Source organism: Veronia nyctiphanis (genome assembly GCF_004116385.1).
In the GTDB taxonomy this organism is placed as follows: Bacteria; Pseudomonadota; Gammaproteobacteria; order Enterobacterales; family Vibrionaceae; genus Veronia; species Veronia nyctiphanis.
This window is the reverse complement of sequence record NZ_PEIB01000038.1, coordinates 13,940-36,039: the sequence shown is the minus strand read 5'-3', so window position 1 is coordinate 36,039 and position 22,100 is coordinate 13,940. Positions and strand designations below refer to the sequence as shown.

General features: G+C 44.0%; 16 protein-coding genes and 3 pseudogenes. 15 read left to right on the top strand and 4 right to left on the bottom strand.

Annotated elements, in window-relative coordinates:
- Positions 1 to 6: 6 nt before the first annotated feature.
- From CS022_RS21165 to CS022_RS21150, 4 genes and pseudogenes are all read left to right on the top strand, one after another.
- Entirely contained in the window at positions 7 to 963 is a 957-nt protein-coding gene (locus CS022_RS21165) for a TolC family protein (protein ID WP_129123924.1), read from the top strand.
- Between the two features lie 109 nt (positions 964 to 1,072).
- A complete protein-coding gene (locus CS022_RS21160) occupies positions 1,073 to 1,381 on the top strand; it encodes a DUF962 domain-containing protein (protein WP_129123923.1) in 309 nt (102 codons plus the stop codon).
- A gap of 207 nt (positions 1,382 to 1,588) precedes the next feature.
- Positions 1,589 to 1,861, top strand: coding sequence for a superinfection immunity protein (locus CS022_RS21155; RefSeq protein ID WP_129123922.1), 273 nt, complete (start codon positions 1,589 to 1,591; stop codon positions 1,859 to 1,861).
- 130 nt (positions 1,862 to 1,991) lie between these two features.
- Positions 1,992 to 3,440, top strand: a pseudogene (locus CS022_RS21150) (helix-hairpin-helix domain-containing protein); the annotation flags it as partial.
- Between the two features lie 568 nt (positions 3,441 to 4,008).
- Here CS022_RS21150 and CS022_RS21140 read toward each other — a convergent pair.
- Together CS022_RS21140 and CS022_RS21135 are read right to left on the bottom strand one after the other, a co-directional pair.
- Positions 4,009 to 5,373, bottom strand: coding sequence for a hypothetical protein (locus CS022_RS21140; protein ID WP_129123920.1), 1,365 nt, complete (start codon positions 5,371 to 5,373; stop codon positions 4,009 to 4,011).
- A 344-nt stretch (positions 5,374 to 5,717) separates the two neighbouring features.
- Positions 5,718 to 6,671, bottom strand: coding sequence for a chemotaxis protein CheV (locus tag CS022_RS21135; RefSeq protein WP_129123919.1), 954 nt, complete (start codon positions 6,669 to 6,671; stop codon positions 5,718 to 5,720).
- A gap of 352 nt (positions 6,672 to 7,023) precedes the next feature.
- On the opposite strand from CS022_RS21135, the pseudogene CS022_RS21130 reads away from it, so the two are divergent.
- The 5 genes and pseudogenes from CS022_RS21130 (at position 7,024) to CS022_RS21110 (ending at position 12,145) form a co-directional block, all read left to right on the top strand.
- A pseudogene (locus CS022_RS21130) lies at positions 7,024 to 7,955 on the top strand (chemotaxis protein).
- Between the two features lie 216 nt (positions 7,956 to 8,171).
- Entirely contained in the window at positions 8,172 to 8,480 is a 309-nt protein-coding gene (locus CS022_RS21125; protein ID WP_129123918.1) for a DUF496 family protein, read from the top strand.
- Positions 8,481 to 8,602: 122 nt separating this feature from the next.
- Positions 8,603 to 9,232, top strand: a complete 630-nt coding sequence (locus tag CS022_RS21120; RefSeq protein ID WP_129123917.1) for a TnsA endonuclease N-terminal domain-containing protein — start codon at positions 8,603 to 8,605, stop codon at positions 9,230 to 9,232.
- The gene (locus CS022_RS21115) at positions 9,229 to 11,133 is read left to right on the top strand and encodes a Mu transposase C-terminal domain-containing protein (RefSeq protein WP_129123916.1); all 1,905 of its coding nucleotides are present in this window, start codon (positions 9,229 to 9,231) and stop codon (positions 11,131 to 11,133) included. The genes CS022_RS21120 and CS022_RS21115 overlap by 4 nt, the downstream gene beginning before the upstream one ends.
- The gene (locus CS022_RS21110) at positions 11,123 to 12,145 is read left to right on the top strand and encodes a TniB family NTP-binding protein (RefSeq protein WP_129123915.1); all 1,023 of its coding nucleotides are present in this window, start codon (positions 11,123 to 11,125) and stop codon (positions 12,143 to 12,145) included. Before CS022_RS21115 ends, CS022_RS21110 begins: the two co-directional genes overlap by 11 nt.
- Here the strand turns inward: CS022_RS21110 and CS022_RS21105 are convergent.
- Complete coding sequence (locus tag CS022_RS21105) at positions 12,142 to 12,450, bottom strand: helix-turn-helix domain-containing protein (RefSeq protein ID WP_129123914.1); 309 nt, start codon at positions 12,448 to 12,450, stop codon at positions 12,142 to 12,144. The genes CS022_RS21110 and CS022_RS21105 overlap by 4 nt on opposite strands.
- A gap of 101 nt (positions 12,451 to 12,551) precedes the next feature.
- On the opposite strand from CS022_RS21105, the gene CS022_RS21100 reads away from it, so the two are divergent.
- Positions 12,552 to 13,253: a hypothetical protein gene (locus tag CS022_RS21100; RefSeq protein WP_129123913.1), complete on the top strand. Its 702-nt coding sequence runs from the start codon at positions 12,552 to 12,554 to the stop codon at positions 13,251 to 13,253.
- A 101-nt stretch (positions 13,254 to 13,354) separates the two neighbouring features.
- Entirely contained in the window at positions 13,355 to 15,811 is a 2,457-nt protein-coding gene (gene hsdR, locus CS022_RS21095; RefSeq protein ID WP_129123912.1) for an EcoAI/FtnUII family type I restriction enzme subunit R, read from the top strand.
- A gap of 140 nt (positions 15,812 to 15,951) precedes the next feature.
- Here the strand turns inward: hsdR and CS022_RS27495 are convergent, their stop codons facing one another.
- Positions 15,952 to 16,077 (bottom strand): hypothetical protein, encoded by a 126-nt coding sequence (locus CS022_RS27495; protein ID WP_268967923.1) that lies wholly within the window; start codon positions 16,075 to 16,077, stop codon positions 15,952 to 15,954.
- A 26-nt stretch (positions 16,078 to 16,103) separates the two neighbouring features.
- Here CS022_RS27495 and CS022_RS21090 point away from each other — a divergent pair.
- The 4 genes and pseudogenes from CS022_RS21090 to CS022_RS21075 all read left to right on the top strand — a co-directional run bounded on the left by CS022_RS21090 (position 16,104) and on the right by CS022_RS21075 (position 22,100).
- Positions 16,104 to 17,623, top strand: a pseudogene (locus CS022_RS21090) (N-6 DNA methylase).
- On the top strand, positions 17,623 to 19,593 hold the full coding sequence (locus CS022_RS21085; protein ID WP_129123911.1) for a restriction endonuclease subunit S: 1,971 nt from the start codon (positions 17,623 to 17,625) through the stop codon (positions 19,591 to 19,593). The pseudogene CS022_RS21090 and the gene CS022_RS21085 overlap by 1 nt, the downstream one beginning before the upstream one ends.
- A gap of 123 nt (positions 19,594 to 19,716) precedes the next feature.
- Positions 19,717 to 21,216 carry an AAA family ATPase gene (locus CS022_RS21080; protein WP_129123910.1) on the top strand — a complete coding sequence of 500 codons (1,500 nt, stop codon included), beginning with the start codon at positions 19,717 to 19,719 and terminating at the stop codon, positions 21,214 to 21,216.
- Positions 21,213 to 22,100 (top strand): hypothetical protein, encoded by an 888-nt coding sequence (locus CS022_RS21075; protein ID WP_129123909.1) that lies wholly within the window; start codon positions 21,213 to 21,215, stop codon positions 22,098 to 22,100. The genes CS022_RS21080 and CS022_RS21075 overlap by 4 nt, the downstream gene beginning before the upstream one ends.

The following is a 22,100-nucleotide window of genomic DNA, read 5'->3' as shown; positions in this document are numbered from 1 at the left end:
GTTGGCGTGTATACGCAATACCTTCGTGCAGAACAAGTTCACAAACTCTCACGACAAAACCTTGCGAACCACGAGCGTATTTTCAGGCAGATCAAAAAGAAAACGAATTCGGGTCTCGCATCCACGTCTGATTTATCACAAATTTCAGGTCGCCTTGCACGTGCAAAAGCGAACTTAGTCTCGGCGAACAACAACCTTCAAGACGCAACGGTTCAATTTAAACGCCTAATCAACAGCCGCCCTGACAACATGTTCAAACCAAAGCCTGACAGTCAGTCGTTGCCCGGCACACTGCAAAATGCTCTTCGCAAAGCAGCAGAAAACCACCCATCGCTTAAAGGTGCAGGAGAAGAGATAGAAGCGATCACGGCACAACGCAATCAGACTGAATCACAGTTCTACCCCAATGTCAGCCTTGAAGTTACCAGTAACTGGAATGAAAACCTTGATGGTGTTCGGGGCGAAAACAATGACCTGCAAGCGATGGTCAAGTTTGACTATAACCTGTTTTCCGGTGGTAGCGACATTGCAAGATTTCGCCAAAGCTCTCATCAGGTGAATCAAGCAAAAGAAAGCCGTGAGCAGATTTACCGTCAAATCGTTGAGGGAACCAGCCTAGCGTGGAATGCTCATGAAAACTTGCAAGAGCAAAGTGAATATGTTCGTCAGCACGTTGTGGCTGCAAAAGCGAGTCAACAAGCCTACGAAAAGCAATTCAGTATTGGCAGAAGAACACTGATTGAGCTTTTAGATTCAGAAAATGAGCTGTTTGAAGCGCGTATTGACTATATCAATATTGAGTTCGACACCTTGAATTCAGCATTCCGTTTGCTGCATTCAACCGGACAACTGCTGTCGTCAATGAATGTCGCGTTGCCATCAGTCTGGTCGAAATCAGAGGGCGAGTTCTGGGAGAAATTTATGGATTTGGGTGAAGGCGCGAACTTTACCTTCCTAGAGTAAACCCGACAGCGAATTAGATTCAGCTTATGTAGCAAAGAAGAGGCAGTCATGCCTCTTCTCGTTTCTTACACTTATGCAGTCGATAAATAATGATTGTGGAGCAACAGTAATGAGTGGAAAGGAATACAAAACATTTGCAGACTTTTACCCTTTCTATTTGTCTCAGCATACTGACCCCACCTGCCGCAGACTTCACTTTGTCGGAAGTGCATTACTTCTTTTTGTCTTGGGCTATTCTTTGGCTACCTCACAATTCCTTTTGCTGCTATCGCTCCCTGTTATCGGGTACGGCTTTGCTTGGGTAGGACACTTTTTCTTCGAGAAAAATCGTCCGGCGACCTTCACATACCCGATGTATTCTTTCATAGGTGACTGGGTGATGTTCAAGGACATGTTGGTAGGTAGAATTCGCTTTTAACTGTCAGCCCGTCTTATCGAACCGATAAAAACTAATCACCTGTAACGCTGACCCACTTTGTATTCACACATTTACTGCCGAAAAGTTGGCGAATATTAGTAATCAACCGCTACTCATGTTTTTTGACCGGAACTCATCTTTTTTCCCCGCTCGTTGTTCACATCCGTAAAGTAAAAAGCATCAAAGGAATGCAGCAACGAGGAAAATATGGAGTTTTTAACTGAAACTTATCAATCATTTATGAGTGCACTAGACGGCCTTGATCCTGTTTTCATGACCGTTGTCATCGTGTTGACGATAGTCGTGTGGTTCGTTCCCACCATCATTGCGATATTCTGTAACCGCAAACATCTTGGCAAGATTTTTATCGCCAATGTGCCAGCTGGCTTATCTTGGATTGCATGGTCTGCCCTAATTATCTGGGCTGCCACAGGCAAAATGAAAAGTAAAAAAACAAAAGACGAAGCCGCTTCAGCGTAACCCTATAACGTTCCGTTTCTTGTTCTTCTTTTGGCCGAATAAACTTCGGCCTTTTTTTGTGTTTTTTCTGTTACTCACCGAGCTTACAATAGCTCACGAGACTTCACTCTCTTCCTCTTCAAAGAGAGCGCGAGCGGGTGACGACGTTAACGTATTCAGACAACTGCAAAAAGGGGATTCAGTTGGCGTATTCCAGATAGAGTCTCGCGCACAAATGAATATGCTGCCAAGAATGAAGCCTGAGTCTTACTACGATCTGGTTATTCAAATTGCGATTGTCAGGCCAGGCCCTATTCAGGGCGATATGGTTCACCCTTACCTTAGACGCCGATGGGGAAAAGAACCCGTGAGGTATCCTTCTGATGAGGTTGCTGCTGTGTTGTCACGAACATTTGGGGTACCCATCTTTCAGGAACAGGTCATCCAGTTAGCCATGGTCGCAGCAGGCTTCAGTGGCGGAGAAGCAGACCAGCTCCGGCGAGCAATGGCTGCTTGGAAACGACACGGTAAATTAACCTCTTTCAGAGATAAACTTGTAAGCGGTATGGCAGAAAGAGGCTACAGTGATGCCTTTGCAAACAGGCTATTCAGACAAATCCAAGGGTTTGGAGAATATGGTTTTCCTGAATCTCACAGTGCTTCGTTCGCTCTTCTTGCATACGTGTCAGCATGGTTAAAAACATACTACCCTGCCGAGTTTTATTGTGGCTTACTTAACAGCCAACCAATGGGGTTTTACTCGCCTTCCCAATTACTTCTGGATGCCCAGAGGCATAATGTTGAATGTCTGCCTGTGTGCATCAATTCCAGCGCTCAAGAAAATACTTGCCACCGTTCTAACAAAGGCACAGCCATAAGGCTTGGGTTGTGCATCATAAAAGGGTTAAACCAAGAAACTATCAAGACTATACTCTCCCATCGACCTGATGGTGGATACATATCAGTTCATCAATTAAAAGTGCTAGGAGTCAGTCATCAACAGCTTGAAGCGCTGGCAAGTGCTAATGCTTTGCACAAAATATCTGGTGACAGATTTAATGCAAGATGGGAAATCATGGATAACAGTGAGACTCTCAGCATACTCACTGAAAGTAATTCATCAATCAGTACTGGGCGTTGCAAAATAACTCCGTCGTCGCTGATTGCTCCCACAGAGATTGAAGACACGCTTGAGGACTACAACGCAACGGGACTAACGTTGAACAAACACCCGATAGCGTTGCTTGATGAAGCGCATAAGCTTGGTAAACACATCTTGGCAAAAGACCTTCGCCACTGCCGTCATGGAAGTGTTGTAGCTGTCGCTGGGCTTGTAACAGGCAGACAGAGACCGGGTACAGCTTCAGGAGTGACTTTTATCACTCTGGAGGACCACACTGGAAACATTAACGTAGTCGTTTGGCTTAACACAGCGAGAGAACAGGCAAAGCCTTTCATCTCAGCGAAAATACTCAAAGTGAAAGGCATAATAGAAAAAGAAGGCGATGTTATTCATGTAGTCGCAGGAAGGCTGATTGACCTCACTCAAAGTCTCAACGAATATTGTTTGCAGCAAAAGTCTGCATTGCCGTTCAGGTGAAATCAATAAGTTATTTATCGCTTTGAAGCATAAGTCTGCATAGATTTTAAGCAAAAGCCTGCATAAAATTTGCCATATAAGTAACTACTTGCTTGACCTAATTAATGAATGCAAAAAAGATAGGTTGAAAGCTTCACTTAATTGAAACTAGTTTCGCCAAACAAACTGACACGAATTTGGGCGGTTTCGAGTTACGCCAGACGAACTGGCGCGGAATTGGACAAAATCCAGTTGGCAAGATGCCTTATCCGATTGTTTTTTTGATAATAAAAACTAATGGATTCTTGGCTTAGTGCTGCATGGTCTAGTTTTTGGGGGGCAGGTCACCAGATGAAGGCAGAAATCGTATTCGAGCACGGAAAGGGTTCGGATGACTGCATCGTTTTTGGAGCTCATGAACTTTCTGATGTTGTGAACAAACGATGCTTTCTTTGTTTGGTCAAACATATTGTGCATAGCCGTACGTTATCTAGTTAACTATAAACGTAGGCTATGCAGACTTACGATTCAATATGCAGACTTATGTTGCAAACATTAACGAACTTGAATTTCGGTCCAGACGCTTTCATTAACTCGGGCCCAACACTTCCTCAATGTCGATCACTTTTGACCTGTTGACTGTAATTTTCCAACGCTGAATCGTTTCTTTGCCGCAATGTTCTATTTGTCGGGTAATCAAATTGAACTGGTAGCGCTTCTCTACTGACTCTCTTTTTACCTGACCTTTACTCAGCGTATAAAGTTTCTCATTGGCCTGAGTCATCAATCTAGCGAAAGGGCGAAAGTCTAACTTCCAAATTTCACGTGTCATCTGATAGCCACTGAGAAAACGCGTCGTCGACATTTGGGTGGAGGTTTTTAGCTTGATCACCGATTCCTCACGTTGCCTGAGTTTGCCCCTTCGCAACTTTCTTATCTCAGGCGGAACTTTATCTAACGGGATAAAATCCAGCCATTCCAACTGACTGCCAATTTTCTTACCAGACGTTGGATCGATAAGCACCTTGCGCCACTTAGGCCTGCCCTTTCCAATCCAATCACCGATAATGTCACGCAAATCATCTTTAAATATCTCACGCAAGGCATACACACCGGCCATCGCCATTGCAAATGACATAGTTATCTCGCCCAACCAGCCTCGGGTTCTTACAATCAACAATGTCACAAAAATCATCACTAACCCCGCTGCGGCTCCTTTTGCCAATTTCGCAAGATTCCCCCCCAGACGTATCGCGTTTTGCCTGATAGTTATCGGGTATTCAATTAACCGTCTTGCCAAACGCATTTTGTTCGTCATTCGGATCGGGTCTTTCAACGATTTAGCGGAGTTGTAATTTCGTTGTTCCCTGTATTCCGATTCAGACTCACAAATCTCGATCAGCTTTTCTTTTGACGACTGAAACGACGCACCTTTTGGCATATGCGCGATAAGTGAGAGAAAACGTTGCTCTGTCAGCCATGAAAGGTAATTATCGATATTGCTGTAATATTTGGTGAGCTTTTCGTCTTTTGGCACGTTTCTTCTTAATCGCTTAAGAATGTCCACCGCCATTTCTGTGACATCCTCCAGCTGTTCGACCGCTTCCTCGTCTTCAACGTCTCCCATAAGATCAAAGAACTTATGGGTTGTTTTCTCAAGCGACAGTGCGTATTGAAAGGCATATAAGCTCAAAGAAACCCGATATTGCTCCGATGGCAGTTTATCCCGGCTAGCTAATCGTGAATGTACCAATGGCAAGTGATATTGAGACGTAAAATACGTTCTGCTATTGGTAAAAGCGGTTTTGTGAAACGCGTACTCATCAATGATATTCCTAGAGAAATTTAGCTCTCCAGGCACAAATAGGTAGTACTCAACTAAGTGAGACTTCACTTCTTCGTTGACGGTTGCAATACGGGATACCAAGCCGTCATATTTCTCTACGGTGATCAATCGTGACTTCCTCCACTAAGAAACGAAGTATCAGGTTTAGGCCTGATGACTTGATAGAAAACGTGGATTTAAATCGCCCCCACATGAATTCGAACCTATAAGCTGTGTTTACGAATGGCGAAACACTCACGCGATGCAAATATATCTTGTATTTATGTCTCTACGTCAATCAAAACAAGATGAAGGTATAAAGGCGTCTTTTGCAGTTCGTAGCTTGGGGGTTTGATTTGTAACACTTTAAGTTTAGCTGTTATTGATCAACTTATTGATTTTTATTCTTATCAGTAACAGAGAATAGACACAAAAAAAGCAGCCAACGCTGCTTTTTCTGTCAGTGCGTTATTCTACACAGCTTCCGCTTCCATCATGGAACGAATTCGTTTTTGGACGACATCGACCAGAAGATCAGGTTGGAACTTGGAAATCAGGATATTACAACCGACTTTCTTAACCATTGCCTCATTGAAACTGCCACTGAGTGATGTGTTCAGCGCCACATAAAGATCATTCATGCGTGGGTCGCTTCTTACTTCGGAGGTCAGTTTATAACCATCCATTTCAGGCATTTCTGCATCAGTGATCATCAACAGTATTTCATCTTTTACGTCTTTGCCTTCTTCACACCAGCCTTTAAGCCTGCGAAGCGCCTCTGCGCCATTTTTCATCTCAATACATTCGATACCAAGTTGTTCTACTGTTTCACGAACTTGGCGCCTTGCTGTTGAAGAATCATCAACAAGCATAATTTTTCGGCCAGACAAATGCGGCAAGAGACTTCTATCAAGTACATCTTCTGAGATGTTAATACGGTAAGAAATGATTTCAGCCAGCACTTTTTCTACATCGATGATTTCAACCAACTGGTGCTTGCCTGCTTCTTCCACACGTGTGATCGCGGTGAGGTAATGAGAGCGTCCCGCACCTTTTGGCGGCTCCGTGATTTCATCCCAGCCCATGTTCTTGATGTAAACAACCTTTCCAACCATAAACGCCTGAACTGAACGGTTGTACTCAGTAACAATCAGATTGCACTCAGACGTTCTGTCAATGGGTGTCATTCCAATAGACTGTCGAAGGTCAATGACGGGAATGGAGTTGCCACGAATGGTCGCAACACCACAAATCTTTGGGTGCGAGCCGGGTAGATGGTTCAACCGAGGAACCTTCATGACTTCCCGGACCTTAAATACATTGATTGCAAAAAGGTGGTGGGTGCCCAACTGGAACATCAAGAGTTCGAGACGATTTTGACCGACAAGGCGCGTCCTTGAGTCAACAGTTGCTAAAATACTTGTCATAACTTCACTAACCCACTAAATCTGGTTCCTGACTATTCTGGATACCGTATGGTATCGGCAAGTTAACCATAATCTTGTGGTAAGTTGATCAGATTGATGCAAAAAAAAGACTTGTGTCAAAAGTATTGAAATGATCACATCATTCCATTACCTATTTACAGCTATTTGCAGGCAAGATCTGGGGTTAATGGATTCAAAACCTTGGATTAGTCGAATCGCTAGATGCCAGAATATGTGCTGAAGAGACGTCAAACACTTCGTTGTAGTCGACGAATTGGTCGCCCCACCGTGTGTTAAACGCTACACTTAACCAATAAATGAGAAAATTATAAATAAGCGAAAGATTTGAATTATGAAAAGCAAAGCTAATCAATCGCAAGGCATGTTGATTTTTAGGATTACCCAAACACAGATGTTTGCTATTGGTACTCTTAAAGTGCGTGAAATAGTCCCTTTCTGCACCCTCACCGCATTACCCGGTTCACATCCCACCGTCGTTGGCACCGCAAATTTACGTGGAGTGACAACACCCGTCATTGATATGTCTATGGCAGTCGGTTATCGCCCTATACCGGTTGAAGAACGAAAAGACTGCTACATCATTGTCACGGACTGTCAGCGCAAAGTCGTTGGCTTTATGGTCCGGGGCATTGAGAAAATAAGTGAATGTGATTGGAAGTCGATTTCCCCGCCTCCTGATACCTTAAGCACAAAGGCATTATTGACGGGTGTAATGAATGTTGATGCCAAGCTAGTGCAGCTATTAGATGTAGAGTTTGTCATGGCGAATATCTTCCCGCTGCCCAATGATAAGCTTCATCCGATTCTTGCGGACATTGATCGTGAAAAGCTCAAGCCGATGAATATTTTATTGGTTGATGACTCTAAACTCGCCCGTAGACAGCTATCAGACGCCTTAGACAGCATCAATATCCCTTACAAGGTATGTAACAATGGTCTTGATGCATTGAAAGTCATGAAAGAGCAGGCAAGTGCTGGTCATCCTGTCGACGTACTTGTCAGTGACATAGAAATGCCAGCCTAGATGGCTATGAGCTTACGACAGAAGTCAGGGGACATGCTGGGCTTGTTGATTCGTATGTCATTCTACATACGTCTCTCTCGAGTGAAATCAGCGTCGAGAAAGCCAAGCAAGTTGGGGCACAAGAAGCTCTAACGAAGTTTGATGCTAACGAGCTCGTTCAGGCGATGCTTCGTGGTGCGCACAGAAAAGAAGAGATTGAAGAAGAGAAAGCCAAAAAGAAAGAAGCAGAAAGTCAGTAGTTTCATAAAAAACTATATTTCAAGCCAGATTGTCAGATCTGGCTTTTTTATGTCGTCAAAATCAGATATTCCTAAAAAAGTGTAACAAACCCATCCCATTTAATTTTTGTAGCGAAATAACTAATCAGCATTGATCGAAACGCCTGTTTCCCTCTCAGCGACTGTGGTTTAATGCCTATGTTGGATAGTTTGTAGTAATCAATAAGGATCCCCTTCATGAATAACGTATTCGAAATCGTTAAATTTTCCCGTCAAAAGAATAAGTTAAAGCGAGAGATTCAGGACAACGAGAAGAAAATCCGAGATAACCAAAAGCGCGTCACCCTTCTTGAAAACCTTCTGGACTACATTCACCCAGAGATGAGCCACGACGATATCGTCGAGATCATCAAAAACATGAAAGGTGATTACGAAGACAGAGTAGATGATCACATCATCAAAAGCGCTGAAATCTCAAAAGTTCGTCGTGAAATAAGCCGCCAAATCAAAGACCTGACGAAAAAAGAGAAAGAAGGCAAAAAATAACTGCTAGTTGCCAATGTGGCTGGAACCATAAAATGACATTTGGGACATAGTAAGTGTCATTTTGGACAGGTAAGTTGTCATGGTCTACTTTTATGTTGTAAATTTACAACTTCGGGTAGGCCATGTATCCACGCAACATCAAAAAGCCGCACGCTAAGAAAAATATCTTCAAATTCATTAGCGTGAAAAATAGCGCCATCATCATGTGCGAATCATCGCTCGAGTTTGACGCCTGTTTCCATCTTGAATACCACCCCAACGTCATTTCATTTGAAAGCCAACCCTTCTATCTGCGTTACCAATTAGAAGATGGGGCACACAGCTATACGCCCGACTTTCTCGTCACACTCAATAGTGGTCATAAGTCACTGCAAGAAATCAAAGATTCAAAGTTCTCCCTAACACCTGAATACCTCCATATTTTCGAAGCCATGAAAAAAGGTAGCGAAGCTATTGGGTTTCCTTTGCACCTAGTCACCGAGCGACAAATTCGTAAAGGATTCGTCTTAGACAACCTTAAATTGATTCATCGTTATGCAGGATCAAAACATATTTGTGATTTCAAAAAGTCAGTGATTGAAGTTATTCAGAATCAGGGGCTGTCGACCTCTGGCAAACTTGCCAGCGTTTTCGGTAAGTCCATTGGCTTTATGAACAGAGAGCTATTGGAACTCATGAGCCTTGGCTTAGTTAAAGCCCATCTTGAGGACTCCCTGTTTAATGAACACACGGAACTGTGGGTGAAAGAATGAGCGATAAAGGCCCATTCGATGACGAATCTCAACGTAAACTGCTAAGTAACAGCAAAAATCATATCGATGATGTTTCCAAGGAAGACCCAGATCTTTGTTACCGTCCTCTGAATGAAGTAACGGTTTATGAACGAGATTTAGACAGTTTCCCTGAAGAACGAAAAAATGAAGCCTTAGAGAGATTTAAGCTTCTGTCACTTATTGGAAAGGAACTTAACGGGCCTTGGCCGTTAGACCAAGTAAAAGCGTTAATCGAAAAGCATAAACATGACATCACGATTTCTACTCCAAGCCCAAGAACAGTTTTGCGCTGGAGGGAACGCTATGAAAAAAGCGACGGCGATTTGAAATCTCTAATCGTAAGAAATCATGCCAAGGGCAACCGTAAACCGAAGATCGAGGGCGATGAGTATTACTTCGATCTGGCCGTGCAAAGTTGGCTTCAGGCGGAAAGACCAAAGATTTCTAAAGCCTATGAACGCTACTCAGACTCTATTGATGTCGCCAATGAAAACATTATTGCCGGAAAAATACCCTGCGTCAGCTATAAAACGTTCTCAAGAAGGCTCAAACAACTCCCACCTTATGCTGTCGCCCTTCAAAGGCATGGCAAATACTTCGCAGATCTCTGGTATCGCCATAATGCTAAACATAAACCGCCGACGCGAGTGTTAGAACGCGTTGAAATCGATCATACACAACTCGATTTGATGCTGCTCCATGATGAGTACCTTGTCCCTATTGGGCGCCCTTGTTTGACCATGCTTATCGATGTCTTTAGCGGCTGCATCATTGGTTTCCATCTGGGTTTTCATGCACCTGGATATGCGACAGTTGCTAAGGCGTTACTAAATGCCATGAAGCCTAAAGACTACGTTAAAGACTTACCGATTGAGCTTAACAACCAGTGGCTTTGCGAGGGGAAAATCGAAAGGCTGGTGATGGACAATGGGGCTGAGTTTTGGTCCAAAAGTATCGATGATGCCTGTACAGAACTAAACATTGCGGTCCAATATAATCCTGTAAAAAAGCCTTGGTTAAAACCTTTCATTGAAAGGTCATTCGGTATTCTGAATCAAACGTTACTCGACACCATACCGGGAAAGACATTTTCAAATGTCCTTGAAAAAGGTGACTATGACGCTGCCAACAAGGCGGTTATGAAGTTCTCCACCTTTGTTGAAGAACTACATCGATGGATTATCGATGTTCACAACGCGAAGGCCAATTCAAGAAACAACCGCTTGCCCAATTTGTATTGGAGTCAAAGCGTGAAAACACTTCCTCCTCCCCGTCTGCCAGTGAAGGACAACAAGCAACTTTCTATTGTCATGGGGCTGTTAGATAAACGGAAACTAACAGAGAAAGGCATTCAATATGAAGACTTGTTCTATCGCAGCCAAGCCCTCGCTGACTACCGCGCGAGGTTTCCTCAGACTCAAGAATCAGCGATAAAAACCATCAAAGTCGACCCCGATGACATGTCGAGCATTTTCGTTTTTCTTGAGGAGTTCGATGGCTATATTGAAGTGCCATGTGATGATCCCGTCGGCTATACCAAGCATCTTTCGCTTCATGAACACCTCATTATCAAACGCGCTCACAAGTTATACATAAAAGGACATGTAGACACGCTTTCGCTGGCAAAAGCTCGTCTGGCATTGGCGGCCCGAATGGAAGATGAAACCGAAGATTTACGTACTTTTAAAAGAAAGCGTAAACCACCAAAAAATATGAAAAAGATGGCAGAGTTCTCAGGTATTAGCAGTGCAGCAATCGAATCCCAAAGAGCCAAACCCCAAAAAAGTACATCAAAGAAAAACAAAGGGGAAGAGCTCCAAAAGGCAGCAGACTTCCTAGAGGATTGGGAGGAAATACTTGGAGATCTCGATGAAGAATAACAGCGTGAGTGAAGTTGAATTTCTAGTGTCTAATTTCAATCAATCTTTCGCATTATTTCCGCCCTTTGATGCGATTCTTAATGACCTTGAAAAATTACGAAGTAAAAGTGCCAGAGCAGGTTTTAAACCTTCAATGTTGATTTTCGGTGATACAGGTGCGGGTAAATCTGCACTGCTTGAGCATTTCACCAAATCAAGCCAGACAAAAACTGGTCCAAAGGTACTAAGAACGAGAGTGAGACCATCACTGCAAGAAACACTTAGCTGGATTCTGCACGATTTAAATCCTCACCGCAGAAACAATCGATTTGTAAAGCAGGCCTCTGAAATCGGCTTAACGGATATGGTTATCCGAGAGTTGAAACAGTCTGATATCGGCATGGTAATTATTGATGAGTGTCAGGAGTTTGTGGAAATTCGTTCAAGCGACGACAAAAAAGACATCAGTAATCGATTAAAAATGATCAGTGAAGAAGCTTCGGTCTCGATGGTGTTTGTTGGTATGCCATGGTCAAAGGAGATTGCTAGGGATAGCCAGTGGGAGTCAAGAATACGCATCGTTCGGGAGCTTCCTTATTTTAGAGTTATCAACAATGACGGGACTAACAACAAAGAAGAGATGAAGCGGTTTGCGCAGAGTCTGAGAGCGCTATCTAAGTCAATGCCTTTTTCTAATCCCCCCGAGTTAGAGCTGCCCGAGTTCAGTCTCCCCCTTTTAGCTTATTCTCGGGGGGAAATGAGAGCGTTGAAAGATTTGCTAGCGGATGCTCTGGAAATTGCATTACTTAAAGGGGCTAACACACTGACTAGAAAACATTTAAAAGAAGCCGCCGACCTTACTGTGGATGGAAAGAATCCTTTTGATAACAAAGCAAACGTCATAGAAATTCAAACAATTCAGCAGTACACACGATTTGAACTGGATGACCAAACAGGAAAAAGGGAGAGATTTGATCGCGCCTTCACAGCATTGAAGTCAATTCCGATTAGGCAACTCATTAGTAAACGTTAACGCTCACTATCCAACTTCTCAATTAACGCGGCCTTGTCCTCATCGCTAAGCTTGTCCACCAAGCAGGCAAGCTCAGCACTTAACTCACTCTCACAGAAAAAGTAATTGAGCGGCACGCCAAGTTCATCGGCCATGCGCCGAAGCGTGCCAATATCTGGTGTGTGGCGGCCTTTTTCATAGTGGTTCATTCGCCCACTTGCAGAACTCGGCTCCATACCAATTCTTACACCCAGATCTTTCTGGGTGATACCGACTTTTTTACGGGCCTCTTTAAGCCTCGTTGGGATTGGATTGTCTTTTTGCACTGAGTCATATCTGGTTGACCTATGTCGACTTAGATTGTCTAAGTTTTACCGATTTCTGTATACTTAGCAATCCTAAGTTTTTATTGAGTGTTTAAGTCAAGATGAAGCAAACGGTACCCCTGAATCAATGGTTGTATAAAGCATTGATAGAGAATGAAATGGATGGCTTCTCGGTATTGGAGATCAGAAATGATTTACTCGAGGACACCGCGGAGCTTTTCGATAAGCAGGCACTAAGAAAGATTATCTACCGCCAAATCTACAAACTGGTAGATCGCGGTTTTCTCGAAAAACGTCAGGATGAAGCGCAGGGAAGCAACCGTTACTTCAAAACTGATCGCTTCAAAGCACTGCATTTCGTTTCCGCCAAACGCACAATTTTGCCGCCCAATAATGTTGAGTCGCAAAAAGAGCCCTTACGATCTTTTCTGGGGTATATCTGCGAAGAAAAAGCCCAATCTGAGGCTGAACTTCGTGTCATGCTGGGAGAAGCGGATGAATATAAGCGAGTACTGGCTCACTTTCCTGCACAGTCAACGTTTATCCACCCGCTCTACGAGAAATCAAAAGCATACTCGTCAGAGTTACTGGGAAGAATTAACGCTCTAAGTAAATTGGTTGCAGATGCCGTTAAGCGAGACCCAAGGTCACAAAGTGCTGACAACCAAACCATATTCAGAAATTACAAAGGGATACTCTTTGAAAGTCCAACCAATGACGCTGCCAGTTGGAGTAGCTACCAACCTCAGGACTTTTTAGTACTCGAAGACTTGAAACAGAGAGTTATTTCCCATCTCACGTAAGTCTATTGATGAATTAGCAATTTGAACCAACAACAACCTGATACCCAGAAGTTCAAACTCAGTTATAATGCCAACATCCAGTTAGTTGTACAGTTGGCACTATGACCTCTACCATCAACAAGTCTCAGCTCTCCGAAGCCGACATCATCAGCAAATTTATCCTGCCAAGCATTCAAGGTGCAGGCTGGAACCCAATGACTCAAATCCGGCAGGAAGTAAAACTGCGTGACGGCAAGGTCATTGTTCGCGGGCAAATTGCTGCGCGGAAGAAAGTGAAATCGGCAGACATCGTGCTTTACCACAAACCCAGCATGCCATTGGCAGTGGTAGAGGCTAAAGCCAACAAGCACGAAGTGGGTAAAGGAATGCAGCAAGGGCTGGGTTATGCTGATTTACTACAAGTCCCCTTTGTCTTTGCGACCAATGGTGATGGGTACATTTTTCACGACAAAACGAACCCATCAAAAATTGAGACTGAAATAAGGCTTGAAGACTTCCCCTCACCAGAAGCGCTATGGGAAAAGTATCGCAGCTGGAAAGGCTATAACGACGATCAAATGTCGTTAGTAACGCAAGATTACTATGATGATGGCAGCGGCAAGTCTCCACGTTATTATCAGATGCATGCCATCAATAAAACCATTGAAGCCGTATCTCGTGGGGACGACCGTATTCTCTTGGTCATGGCAACAGGGACAGGTAAAACCTATACCGCATTTCAAATCATTTGGCGGTTGTGGAAAGCTCAGGCCAAAAAACGCATCCTGTTTCTGGCTGACCGTAATATCCTTGTCGATCAAACCAAAAACAACGATTTCCAACCCTTTGGTACCGCGATGACCAAAATTGGCAATCGCACCATAGACCCCGCTTTCGAAATTCATCTCGGCCTTTATCAGGCGATGACAGGCCAAGAAGAAGACAAGAAAATCTTCAAAAAAGTCAGTCCCGATTTCTTTGATTTGATTGTTGTTGATGAGTGCCACCGGGGAAGCGCATCTGAAGATAGTGCCTGGCGCGAAATACTGGAATACTTCAGTTCAGCCACCCAAGTTGGCCTAACCGCGACACCCAAAGAGACCGATGAAGTTTCCAACATCGAATACTTCGGCGAGCCTGTGTATACCTATTCTCTCAAAGAAGGTATCGAAGATGGCTTCCTTGCTCCTTACAAAGTGGTGCGTGTGGATTTGGATGTTGATCTCCAAGGCTGGCGACCAACTAAAGGTCAGGTCGACAAACATGGCGAAATCATCACAGATCGCATATACAACCAGAGCGACTTTGACCGAACCATGGTGATTGACGAGCGTACTGAGCTTGTCGCCCAAACAATAACTAACTACCTAAAACGCACTGACCCGATGGCGAAAACCATCGTGTTCTGTAATGACATCGATCACGCAGAGCGTATGCGCCGAGCAATTGCCAACTGCAACACTGAGCAAATGGGAAAGAACGAAAAGTACGTCATGAAAATCACCGGCGATGATGAGAACGGCAAAGCGCAGCTTGATAACTTCATCAACCCGAAAAAGCGATACCCAGTGATTGCGACGACGTCTGAGCTGATGACTACAGGTGTTGATGCAAAAACCTGCAAATTAGTAGTGCTGGACTCCACCATTAAATCGATGACCAAGTTTAAGCAAATTATCGGCCGTGGTACTCGAATCGACGATAAATTTGGCAAGCTATGGTTCTCTATTCTCGATTTCAAAAAAGCCACAGAACTCTTTGCAGATGAACGCTTTGATGGCACTCCAGAGCGGGTAAAAGTCACCAAGCCGGAAGACTTCGATAATGAGGATGACCTCAACGATATAGTGAACGGTACTGATGGAACAGACGGCGATCAGGACTCACCATTTGGCGATGAAGATATCGACCCGGGCACAATTCAAGAGCCAGAAGTACCTTACGGTAACAGCGGGACTGAAGCTGGCACCGAAGGGAGTGGACAATCAGACCCCGACCCCGTGCAGGAAGAAGTGAAAAAATTCCATGTCAAAGGCGTACAAGTCACCAAAGTCGCAGAGCGTGTTCAATACTACGACAGCGATGGCAAGCTGGTAACCGAGTCATTCAAAGACTACACCCGCAAAGCCATGGCCCAGCAGTTTGACTCCTTGGATGACTTCACCAAAAAGTGGAATGACGCTGACCGCAAACAGGCCATCATTGATGAGCTTGCCCAGCAAGGCATTATTTGGGAAGCCTTAGAGCAAGAAGTTGGCAAAGACATGGACCCGTTCGATATGGTCTGCCACGTCGTTTACGATCAGCCCCCCCTCACCCGTAAAGAGCGTGCAGAAAACGTCAAGAAGCGTAATTACTTCACCAAGTATGGCGAAACAGCCCAACAGGTGCTCAATAACCTGCTTGATAAGTACGCCGATGAAGGTGTCAGTGAGATTGAAAACATTGCTGTGCTGAAAGTTGCTCCGTTTAGCGATATCGGCAGCCTTCCAGAAATTATCAAAAAAGGGTTTGGCGGAAAGCCGGAATATCTTGAGGCGGTCAATGAATTAGAAGCCGCGATTTACGAAAGCGCATAACATTCGAGTTTACAGGGTCAGCACCAGACTGACCCTGCTCCCACCATAAAACAGGCAATTCCGTGTATACTTTTTTGGTAGCCGCAACGTTAATACCTCTTGTCTTTTCCAGCAGTGACCGCGCCACCTTCAGACAATAATCAGTCTAAATCAAAGTCGAAAACGGCGAACTTCTGTTCAGTTATCATCAAACCCCGGTTAACCTCAGATAAATCGGGGTTATCGGTACTGAACTGAGAGACTATCTGGGCTATAATTCCGGCCAATTTTCCCCTCAGTTAGCCGAGAAATTATGTCTATCAGTTCAGTAATCAAGTCTATTCAGGACATCATGCGTAAGGATGCGGGTGTAGATGGCGATGCACAGCGCTTGGTCAGTTATCCTGGCTGTTATTCCTTAAAGTGTTTGATGCACAGGAGGAAGGGCTTGAGATGGAACAGGATGACTACACCTCGCCCATCCCTGAGAAGTTTCTCTGGCGCGACTGGGCGGCGAATGCCGAGGGGATGACGGGTGATCGCCTGCTTGAGTTCGTTAACGATGAGCTGTTTTACACCCTGAAAAGCATGTCCGCGCCAGTCGATACCAACCCACGCGGTTTTGTGGTCAAAGAAGCCTTCAGCGATGCTTTTAACTACATGAAAAACGGTACCCTGTTGCGTCAAGTGATCAACAAGCTCAACGAAATCGATTTTACCGATACCAACGAGCGTCACCTGTTTGGTGATATCTACGAGCAGATCTTGCGTGACCTGCAAAGTGCAGGCAATGCGGGTGAGTTTTATACCCCCCGCGCCGTCACCCGTTTTATTGTTGACCGCCTAGATCCTAAGCTGGGTGAAAACGTGTTTGACCCCTCCTGCGGTACAGGTGGCTTCCTGACCTGCTCGATCAATCACATTAAGAAAAACTACAAACCAACCAGAAGCGAACAATTCGACACCTTTCAAAAGCAGTTCCATGGCGTCGAGAAGAAACAGCTGCCGCACCTGTTATGTATTACCAATATGATGCTACATGGCATTGAGGTGCCGTCACAAATCAGACACGACAACACGCTGAACAAACCGCTGTCGAACTGGGACAGTGATATCAACGTGATCGCCACCAACCCACCATTTGGCGGCACCGAAGAAGACGGTATCGAAAAGAACTTCCCTGCTGAGCTTCAAACCCGTGAAACGGCAGATTTGTTCCTGCAATTGATCATCGAAGTGTTGGACCCGGGCTCTGAGACCAAGAGTGGCGGCCGCGCTGGGGTGGTACTGCCAGACGGCACCCTGTTTGGCGAAGGCGTAAAAACCAAAATCAAAAAGCTGCTGACCGAAGAATGTAACCTGCACACTATCGTGCGCCTGCCAAACGGGGTGTTTAACCCGTACACAAGCATTAAAACCAACATTCTGTTCTTCACCAAAGGCAAGCCGACCAAAGACGTGTGGTTTTACGAGCACCCTTACCCAGAGGGCGTGAAAAACTACAGCAAAACCAAACCGATGAAGTTTGATGAGTTCAAAGAAGAAATCGAGTGGTGGGGCAATGAAGAAGACGGCTTCGCAAGTCGTGTTGAAAACAACCATGCGTGGAAGGTCTCGATTGATGAGATCATCGCCCGCAACTTTAACCTTGATATCAAAAACCCGTATCAGGGCGAAGTGGTCAACCACGACCCGGACGAACTGCTTGCCGCCTATCAGCAACAACAACAAGAGATCACTGCGCTGCGCAACCAACTGAAAGGTATCCTTGGTGATGCGCTCAAAAGCTCCGTAGCTGGAGTGGTTGAACCCGTTGTGGAAGAGGTGAAGTAATGCCTGCGGAAAAATTGATCACAGACCATATCGACCTCTGGACGTCTGCCGTAAAGGCCAAGTCAGCGTCTGGCCGAGGCAGCAGCAAAAAGCGCGAGCTGTATGGCATTAAAAAACTACGGGAGCTGATTCTGGAATTGGCAGTGCGTGGGAAGTTGGTGCCACAGGATCCGAATGATGAGCCTGCTGAAAATTTACTTTCAAAGTCAATAGCGACAAAAGAGTCGCTACTTAGTCAAGGCAAAATCAAAAAGTCTCGGGCAAAAAAAAATATCAAAGATGAACATTTCTTTGAGTACCCACAGAGCTGGAAAACGGCAAAAATCGAAGACCTTATCCACGTTATTAATGGGCGGGCATATAAGAAAGCAGAGATGTTAGCAAGTGGTACCCCGATACTCAGAGTTGGAAATCTCTTCACATCAAATGACTGGTATTATTCTGACCTGAATTTAGAGGCCGACAAGTATATCGACAATGGCGATCTTATATATGCTTGGTCTGCTTCATTTGGTCCGTTTATCTGGGATGGTGGGAAAGTAATTTACCACTACCATATTTGGAAAATGGATATTTTCAGTGAAACTTCGCTTGATAAGCATTTCTCGAGACTGTTCCTCCAAGCGATCTCAGAGAGAATAAAAGCGAGTGGTAACGGTATAGCGATGATCCATATGACTAAGGAACGTATGGAGAAAGTTGTTCACCCTCTGCCACCTCTCAAAGAACAACACCGCATTGTCGCTAAAGTCGACGAACTGATGACGCTGTGCGACCAGTTAGAGCAGCACACCGAAGCCAGCCTTGATGCGCACAAAGTGTTGGTGGAAACCCTGCTCAACACCCTGACCAACAGCGCCGATGCTGATGAACTGATGCAAAACTGGGCGCGAATCAGCAAGCATTTCGACACCCTGTTCACCACAGAAGACAGCATCGACCAGCTCAAGCGAACCATCCTGCAACTGGCGGTGATGGGGAAACTGGTACCGCAAGACCCGACCGATGAGCCAGCCTCAGAACTGCTGGCCCGTATCGCGGAAGAAAAAGCACAGTTGGTGAAAGAGAAGAAGATCAAAAAACAAAAAGCCCTGCCACCGATAGCTGAGGACGAAAAGCCGTTTGAATTGCCGGAGGGCTGGGAGTGGTGTCGTTTACCTGATCTCGGCGAGCTAGCCCGCGGAAAATCAAAACACAGACCTCGGAATGACCCTCAGCTTTATGTTGACGGAGAGTATCCACTTGTTCAAACAGGAGATGTCGCTCGTTCCAACGGCTTCATAGAAACATATACGGCTAAATATAATGATATTGGGCTAGCACAAAGCCAGTTGTGGCCGAAGGGTACTTTGTGTATCACTATAGCTGCAAATATTGCTGACACTGGCATCTTGGGGTTTGATGCTTGTTTCCCTGATAGTGTTGTCGGCTTCACTCCATATGAGAAGTTGATACCAACTGTTTATTTTGATTACTTCATACAAACAGCAAAAGAAAACTTGGAGAAATATGCACCCTCTACAGCACAAAAGAACATTAATTTAGAAATTTTGAGTAACGTTTTAGTGCCATGCCCACCTACCCAAGAATTCAGACGTATTGTAAATAAAATCAATAGCCTGAATATATTATGTGATCAGCTAAAACAAAAACTAAATGATATTAATCAAACTCAATTATCACTGACAGATGCTATTGTCGGTGAGTTTGTTAGCCTTCCTGAAGATGAAGTGAAAGAACAAAATAATTCGGACAAAAGTATGTTGATTTCGACTATTCTGACTACCACCGATGCCAACATCGATAGTCTCTCGCCACTCGCATATTTAATACATCAACAAGATGGAAAAGCTGACGCTCGAGAAGTTTGGACCAAATCCAAACTTTCGCTACCTGAATTCTACAAACAACTGAAAAAAGAAATCGATGCTGGTTATATTGAAAAACCAGATCCAGCGGTAATCAAGTAATTAGTTAAGGGCTATCTTTTGAAGTTAAAAAGATTAGTGATTCCAAACCATAAAGGCTTTGTGGAATTCGAAACGACATTTGACACAACAACACCCATTACAACAGTAATAGGCGTAAATGGCGTGGGAAAATCAAATTTAATAGAAATAATCGTTTCTATTTTTCGTGCATTAGAATTAGGTGAATCCACGTCATTTGACTATACCTTGAGCTATGAGTGTCGAGGTCATAATATCGATGTGTCATATTCGACTACTGATAAGGCACGTAGCTCTGTCGTTATTGATAGTGTGAACCGCTCGTTTGCCCATCTTAAAAAAATGGCCAATGAGTATTTGCCTCTTAACATATTTACTTATTACTCTGGAACAAACGAGCGTGTTGAGCAGCTATTCACCAAGCACCAAACTCGATTTTACAATGCGTTGACAAACGGTGATAGCCAACTCATGCGTCGCTTTTTCTATTGTCGCGATGTACACAGTTTCTTCGTGTTATTGGCATTTCTTGTTGATGATGATCCTGCATGTAAAGAGATTCTTGGCCGTCTGGGGATAAAGTCTCTCGACTCGGTTCTATTTTGTCTAAAGAAGCCATACTGGTTCAAAAATAAACCATCCCAAATCATGCTCGATGACGGAGACCATCGCTTCTGGTACTCAAGAGGAGTTGTTAAAGATTTCCTCAGCACAATGTGGAAATATTCAATTGCCCCCATCGACAATAAAGAAAGAAAGACTGTCGATTTCAGAGGCCGTTCAGAGAATCAGGAAAGGCTTTACCTCTTTTTGCCCGATGATGACTCACTCAGGGGCCTTGCGAGTGAATATATCGATACTACTGAGTTCTTTATGAATATTGAGAGCACATATATTGCCGATTTGCTCGAAAGTGTTGAAGTAACGGTGACGTTAGAGAATGGGCAACAAGTTACCTTCGATCAACTTTCAGAAGGTGAGCGACAACTCCTCACTGTTCTTGGCCTAATGAAATTTACCCGAAATGATGAGTCACTTTTTCTTCTCGATGAACCAGACACTCACTTGAACCCTCGTTGGAAACTGAAATATTTTGATAGGATAAAGTCCATCCTTGATTTCAACATTGAAGGCTCAGATAAAACAGCACTGGACTCAAGCCAGGTATTACTGACGACGCATGACCCCCTGATGCTCACTGCTTTGAATGCAGAACAAATCAGGGTGCTCTCTTGGAATAAAGAAAGAACCAAAAAAACTTCTGAACTGCCAGAGATTGATCCAAACACCATGGGGGTTGAGGCGATAATACAGTCTGAGCTTTACGGCATACGAACCAGTCTAGATATGTCGATTCAAAATCTAATTGACGAAAGAAATGAACTATTGAATTCAATAGAGCTAGAGACTGACCCCGAGCGTAAGGAAGATCTTGTATCGTCACTGAAAGCTAAAAATATAGAGCTTGATAGCCTTGGACAGTCAATATCACATCCTGATCCTTATTTCTCTAATTTTGCAAAAGCAATGAGTCAGTCTGAATTGTTCCGTAGACCACATTATACACAAGACGAATACCGCAAACTCCAAGAGCTAGCTGTCAGAAAATTAAGTGAAGTATTGTCTAAGGAAGGTGGTAAGTGATTCATATTAACACACCTTTCTCAACCAATGACTTTAGGAGCCTCGAGACACTCGATTTACCTCAAACTATAAAAACCTGGTTAGCTAAAGCGCAAGAACATGAAAAAGTAATGTTGGACCCGAATATGTCACTCGAAAAGAAATACGAGTACATAGAGAGTAAGTCGAGTTGCTGGCAATCGAAGAAATTGATGAAATGGCTTCTGGGTCTTAGTCACAATAAGTGTTGGTACAGCGAAGCAAAGTTTGCTGGTGACTCTGCTGAGCTTGAGCATTGGCGCCCCAAAAAGAGGACTAATGACTTACAAAGAAATAAAATTCATGATGGTTATTACTGGCTTGCATTTAATTTAACCAACTATCGTATAACCAAAGGACGATTAAACCGTGTAAAAGGAAATTATTTTCCTTTAGTTAATGAACAATTTCGCAGTCAAAACGATTCAATGCCTCATACTGCAGAAAAGCCCTTATTTTTAGATCCAATCTCGCCGATGGATTATCAATGCCTGAGCTTTAATGAACTAGGTGAGGCTATAGCTAACTCAGGTGTTGTTATTCCAAAATCTGAAGAGAAGGCAAAGTTGACTATAAAACACTTTGGTTTAAACAGTTCTTGCTTAGTTTTGGAAAGAAAAACTCTTTGGACCGTAGTTAGACAACAATACCATGAGTACATTAAGTGCTTGCATATGGCTAGTAACGGCTGCCCTGTGTCTGAGCTAAAGGCTGAAACACACGCAAATGAAATTCTTTATTTAGTTCACGAATCTTCAGCTTTTTCGTCAACGGCAAAAGCTGCATTGAGAACTCTTGGGGAAGCAGCAGCTACAGCCTTCGCAAATAGTTCGGGAAAGCCACGAATAATAAAAAAAGCCGCTTAA